The organism is Rhodovulum sp., from assembly GCF_011048875.1.
Lineage (GTDB): Bacteria > Pseudomonadota > Alphaproteobacteria > Rhodobacterales > Rhodobacteraceae > Rhodovulum > Rhodovulum tesquicola.
In genome coordinates this window covers 1-5,873 of sequence record NZ_DSDD01000080.1, presented here as the reverse complement: position 1 = coordinate 5,873, position 5,873 = coordinate 1, and the positions used below count along the sequence as shown (strand labels likewise).

The window sequence follows — 5,873 nt, the reverse complement described above, 5'->3', positions numbered from 1 at the left end:
CAGCGCTTCCCGCTTCCCCGGCCAGTCCAGCCGATACCGCTCTTGCGGGCCTTCCACGATGTGGTCGCTCAACTCCTGACGCAGCTGATCGAAGTCCACCGCCAGACGCAGCTTGCCCGTCGCCTCGTCCCGCGCCTCGGTCACGCAGCCGGGGAACATCTCGCGGATCTTCGCGATGTTGTCCTGGCTCAGGTCTGGGCTGTGCATCTTCAGCTTGTCCATGCTCGTCCTCTCAATCGTTCGACGTCTTTCTCGGCGCAAATCCGGACGCGGAATCGGTGCCCACTTCCGCTGGATTTGCTTGTGCGGCGCCGGGGGGTGCCCCGTGTCCCGATCGCGACAGCCGCTCCAGTTCCTGCTTGGCCGCGCGCAGCTTGGCATTTACGCCCACGCGCTTGTTGAATTGCTTCTCGCGTGCCAGCCGCGCCTTGATCCGCTCGACCTCGCGCGCCTGGCGCTCGATCGCCCCGGCCTGCGCGATGCGCTCTTCCAGCGACATAGGGCGCTCCGCTTCGGCAGAGGTGAAGGGCGTCTGCGGCGCCTTGCCCATGCCGGGGACCAACCGGGCCGTCTGCCCCGCCACCAGCGGTTCGAGCAGCCTCTCGTACAGCGCGCCCATGTTCAGCGCCACAGGAAGGGGCGCGCGGGCTGCGTCCTCGGGCAGCCAGTTCCCGTGGAAATAGTCGCCCACCACCCAGCGAGCGCTGTCGGCCTCACTCGGCCGCTTGTAGGCGGCGGCCAACCGGACGCGGCCGCCATGGGCCACCTCGAAGATCAGCGGAAAGGGGATGGCCTTGTCGATGGCGCGCAGCACGTCTTGGGTAAGCGTCGCGGTGCGCGCGGTGATGCGGAAGACCTGTATCTCGGTCACCTGCTTGGTCGCCGCCAGATTGACCGTCTCGGGCGCCAGCTTGTGTGACCAGACGATCTGATCCACCTCGCGCACGAAGAGATCCTTGAGGCCCGTATTCGCCCTTGCGTGCTCGTAGATCTTGGTCTTTGGGATCACGCGTCCGAAGGCGGCGGCGCGGGGCCAGTCGTAGAGGCTCATGGGCCGCCCCCTTCGATGACCAGAAAGGCGATCAGCTCGAAATCGTCCAACCCCTTGATGGTGTGGGTCAGCGCCGTGGTGCGCCCGCCGCTGAACAGGCTGTCGATATCCTTCTCTTCCTTAACCTCGATCATGGAGCGGATCGCGCTCGAGAGCAGGTCGGAATAGCGGCCCATGTTGCGCCCATCCTCGGTGCGTTCGTTGAAGATGCGGCAGACGTCGCGGATGGGCTCGATCCGCCCCTTGCAGCTGGACCGGATCAGGTCGAGCAGGCGCTTGACCTCGGTGTGGTTGGCGACGATCCGGCCGTCGTCATCGATGTAGACCAGGTAGAAGGGGTGCAGGCGGTTCTGCTGGTTGATGTTCACGCTGTCGTGGATGTTCTTCAGCGCGAAGATGACGCCGGGCTGCAGGCCCAGCTCCGGCTGTGCGGGCACGACGGCGTGCATGCCGAAGGGCACGTTGTCGAGCTTGCCATGCTGCTTGACGTAATTGAGCAGGTCCATCCGGAAGTCGTTAAGCCCGAGATCCGTGATCGAGATGCCGGCCTTCACGTCCTCCAGTTCGATAACCTCCTCCTGCATCCGCCTCAGCTGTTCCTTGCGGTAGGCGATGTCACTCGATTTGGCGGTCAGTATGTTGTCGTCGCCCGTGGCGGTGACGTCGGCGATTACCATCCGGTTTTCGACGCGTTCCTTGAGGTTGATGTATTCGTCGAGCGAGATGTCCGGCCAGTAGTTGACCAGCTGGATCTGGGCGTTCTGCGATCCGATCCGGTCGATCCGGCCGAACCGCTGGATGATGCGGACAGGGTTCCAGTGGATGTCGTAGTTGATCAGGAAGTCGCAATCCTGAAGGTTCTGGCCTTCCGAAATGCAGTCGGTCCCGATGAGGATGTCCAGCTCGCCCGGTTCGTGCGGCAGGACGATGGCCTTTTCCTTGGACCGAGGAGAGAACAGCGTAAGGACGCTCTGGAAGTCATAGGACTTCTTGAGTGTTGTCTTGGGCGCATCAGAGCCGGTGACCTTGCCGACATGCAGCCCGTGCTGCTGCGCAAAGGGCGCCAGGTTGTCGAAGAGGTAGTTGGCGGTGTCCGCGAAGGCCGTAAAGACCAGCACCTTGCGGTTGCCGGGGTTCAGCGGCTCGTCGATCTTCTGCCTGATTAGGGCGAGCAGATGCTGGAGCTTGGCATCGTCCGCAGGTTTGACCTTTTCCATCGAGGCGATCAGTTCTTGGATCAGGACAAGGTCCGCAGCCAGGTCGTGCTTCCAGGATGGCAGATCCATGTCGGCGAGGCTGATCTGGACCTTCTTTCCGACCGTGAATTCGTCGAGGCCGGAGAGGTCGTCGTCCTCCGGGTCGAAGTCGCTCATGTCAGCAAGGTAGTCACTGACGCTACCGCTTCGTCCGGTTTTCTCGAAATCGCCGATCGCGTCGAGGGTGCGCGAGATGTTTGCGCCGAGAGACCGAAGCGTAAGCCGGAACGCGGCGACCGAGCTCTCCAGGCGTTTCAGCAGGTTGGTTGTCATGAGCGCCTGAAGGCTGCGCTCACGATCGGCCTGTCTGAGCTTGCCGCGTCCACCCTCGACCTGCGTGTCGTAGATCTCCTCATACTTCCGCAGACGGCTGGGCAGGATGTAGCTGATTGGGGCGTATACCGCGAGCTTCAGCACCGAAAGCTGCGTGAAGATGTCGTTGAACCCCATCACGTCCGACCGCTCGGTGATCGGGCGGTGATAAGAGAGCGGCTTGCGCCTTTGGGGGAACTTCCCGATGTCCGTCGTGTCGTAGAAGGTCTCGATGTGCTTTCGTGACCGGGCGATGGTGACAGCGTCGAGAAGCTCGAAAAAATCGAAGTCGAGCGCTTTCAGGATCGACGCCGCGGTTCTCTCCTCGGGCGGCAGGGACGACCATTCATTGAAGGCCTTCTGGGCACGACGGAAAATCTCTTCGATGCTGATCTGAGCCTTCAGATTCTTGCTGAGCGCTTCGGACTGCCCCTCATAAGCGAGTGCCAGCTGGTTCCGAAGGTCGGTGAACCTGTTGTTCACAGGGGTGGCGGAGAGCATGAGGACCTTGGTCTTCACGCCGGCGCGGATGACCTGGTTCATCAGCTTCTGGTAGCGGGTCTCACGGTCCTTGTAGACATCATTATTTCGGAAGTTGTGCGACTCATCGATCACGACGAGGTCGTAGTTGCCCCAGTTCACTCGATTGAGGGGGATGCCGAAGGACTCGCCGGAGGTGCGTGAGAGGTCGGTGTGGCAGAGGACATCGTAGTTGAAACGGTCCTTAGCGAAAATATTTGTGGTCAGGTTCGTGTTGTAGTTCCGCCAATTGTCCGCGAGTTTCTTGGGGCAGAGTACGAGAACCGAGCGGTTCCGCAGCTCATAGTATTTGACTACCGCCAAGGCGGTGAACGTTTTCCCGAGGCCAACAGAATCCGCGAGAATACATCCGTTGTAGGTCTCGAGCTTGTTGATGATGCCTGTCGCTGCGTCCTTCTGGTAATTGAAAAGCTTGTTCCAGACCACGCTCTCCTGGTAGCCGGTCAGATCGTTTGGCAGGACGTCTTCGTCCACTTCATCGAGGAAGTCGTGGAAGATGCTGTAGAGCATCATGAAATAGATGCGCTCGGGCGAATTCTCCTGATAAACGGACTCGATGTGCTCGCAAATGGCGGCGGTGACGTCCTTCACCTTGTCCGGGTCCGCCCAGATCTGATCGAAAAGCTGAAGGTAAACCTTCGTGTGTGCAGGATCATCGAACCGGTGCACGAAGTTCGAAACTGCATCGCCCTTTTGGTATCCGAGATCGACGGCCGTGAAGCCGCTGATCGGCATGTAGGCCACTGCGCCTTCAGCTTTGGTTACATGCATGAATTGCTGCATCGGCGCCTTCGTTGTGTTGGACCGAAACCGCGCCTTCTCGCGGATCCAGTCAGCGCACTCCCGAGCGACCGCGCGTTGTGTGAGTTTGTTGCGGAGCTGGATCTCAAACTCCGTGCCGTAGAGTCCGCTTTCTCGTCGTGCCCTTGGAATGAAAAATTCCCGACGTTCCTTTCGGAGTCTGTCGGTCACTTCGGTGGGGACGAAGGTCGGGGCAGTGAAAACGAACTGCAGGCTGTCGATCTTCGAGAGCTCAGACTTTAGAGCTTCGAAGGCGTATATCGAGAAGCACGACGCAGCGATCCGCAAACGTGTTCCTCGGCCGACTGAGGTCTTCAAGTCCTCTCCGAGGAGATGGGAAGTGTTATCGATGATATGCATCGACGACCTCCCGGTTAAGCAGCACGATCTGCTGGTCCTGTGGGCGCCGCGCGGCCGGGTCGGTGTCCAACCCGAGCCGCCGGAGAGCGTAGTAGAGCAGTGCCCGCCGAACCTTGATCTTCGCCTTGCCGCCGCGCATGCCGTAGTCGATTGCGATGACCTTCGCCTGCGTCTCCGAAAGATCGGGGTGAGGGCCGACCTCAAGCGTAACTTCGGAATGCCAGTCCCGATCATCGTCGGCAGACTTCTCGGTCACGCGCGACCCGCGAATGTCGAGGATCCGGGAGAGCAGGAAGTCCTTGAAGCAATCGTCGCTCAGGCAGAATGCCCGGGTGTGCCAGCGGAACCCATCGAACGCTATGGCGTGAGGCGCGATCCAGCGCCAGTGCGGCTCGGGGCTGGACAGGGACTGGTACTTCACCTCGATCGCCTCAGACCGGCGGATGGCGCCGACAACCGAGCGAAGTGTTACCGGCTCAACGCCTCGAACCGGCGTCGGGGCAGATGCGTAGGGTGGCAGGTCAGGTATCCAGCAATCCTCGCGCTCCAGCACATCGTCGGCAACCAAGCGGATTTGAGCGAGGTAGTGCGCTGCGTCCGGCGGGCGGAACTTGCAGTCGAAGTCCGGGCCGCGGACGTAGGTCCGCGCGCTCTTGTCGTAGACCATGTTGTTCGGCGCCAGCGCGATATAGCGGTTCAGATCAGCGGACGCCTGATTAACCGAGACACCAAACTGCTGCATCACGTCGATACGATTTACGTGGCCTTCCCAGAACAGGCGGAACTCGATGAACTCGAGGCGTTGCTCGACGCCCCAGCGCAGCTCAGCCTTTCCCTCGCCCACGTCACTCTCCCGGCCCACCCTGAGCGCACGCTAAATGTGCGCGCACAATTTCTGGACCTACCGTATCGGCGAGAGCCCTCGCAATCAATCGAAAAGGGTCGTTTCCGCGCGGGATTATCCCAAGGATTGCCTGAGGTTCTGCGCCACCGCGTCCGCCGCCGTCCGCACCGGCTCGGCGGCGAGATGGGCGTATCTCGCCGTCGTCTGGACCTGCGTGTGGCCGAGCAGCTTGCCGATCATCGGCAGGCCCTGACCCGAGGCGACCGCCGTCGAGGCGAAGGTGTGGCGCAGATCGTGGATGCGGACGTCCTTGACGCCGGCGCGGGCGCGGACGCGCTGCCAGAAGGGCTGGAGATCGCTCAGGCGCTTGCCCGGCAGGGTGCCGGTGATGACCCACGGGTTGCCGTCGATGCGCTGGGCGTCGCGGAGCAGATCGACGGCAGGCTGGCCGAGATGGACGACCTTGGCGCCGGACTTGGAATCCGGCAGGTGTAGGACGCGCTCGGCCAGATCGACATATGCCCACTTCAGCGTCATGATTTCGTTGAGCCGACACCCGGTCAGGATGAGCATGCGCGCGGCGAGAATGGCCGAGGGTAGTTCGATCCCCTCCGCCTCCATCTCGCGCAGCACCTCGCCGATCCGACGCAATTCCGCCGCGCTGAGAAAGCGCTCGCGCTTCTCCTCGGGGTATTTCCGGATATGCTTG

The 5,873-nt window shown here is 61.5% G+C and carries 5 protein-coding genes; all 5 read right to left on the bottom strand.

The window, feature by feature from the left end; translation table 11 throughout:
- Positions 1–222: hypothetical protein (locus ENN83_RS02785; RefSeq protein WP_287183832.1), on the bottom strand; the 222-nt coding region annotated here is incomplete at its 3' end.
- Between the two features lie 10 nt (positions 223–232).
- Positions 233–1,051 carry a DUF4391 domain-containing protein gene (locus tag ENN83_RS02780; protein ID WP_287183830.1) on the bottom strand — a complete coding sequence of 273 codons (819 nt, stop codon included), beginning with the start codon at positions 1,049–1,051 and terminating at the stop codon, positions 233–235.
- Positions 1,048–4,320 (bottom strand): helicase-related protein, encoded by a 3,273-nt coding sequence (locus ENN83_RS02775; protein ID WP_287183828.1) that lies wholly within the window; start codon positions 4,318–4,320, stop codon positions 1,048–1,050. The genes ENN83_RS02780 and ENN83_RS02775 overlap by 4 nt, the downstream gene beginning before the upstream one ends.
- Positions 4,304–5,164: a WYL domain-containing protein gene (locus tag ENN83_RS02770; RefSeq protein ID WP_287183825.1), complete on the bottom strand. Its 861-nt coding sequence runs from the start codon at positions 5,162–5,164 to the stop codon at positions 4,304–4,306. Before ENN83_RS02770 ends, ENN83_RS02775 begins: the two co-directional genes overlap by 17 nt.
- 114 nt (positions 5,165–5,278) lie before the next feature.
- The coding region (locus ENN83_RS02765; protein WP_287183823.1) for a site-specific integrase at positions 5,279–5,873 on the bottom strand (595 nt) is incomplete at its 5' end.

Bases quoted from the DNA above. Each gene is read 5' to 3' on its own strand.
- ENN83_RS02780 (WP_287183830.1), bottom strand. From the start codon at position 1,051: ATGAGCCTCTACGACTGGCCCCGCGCCGCCGCCTTCGGACGCGTGATC.
- ENN83_RS02775 (WP_287183828.1), bottom strand. From the start codon at position 4,320: ATGCATATCATCGATAACACTTCCCATCTCCTCGGAGAGGACTTGAAG.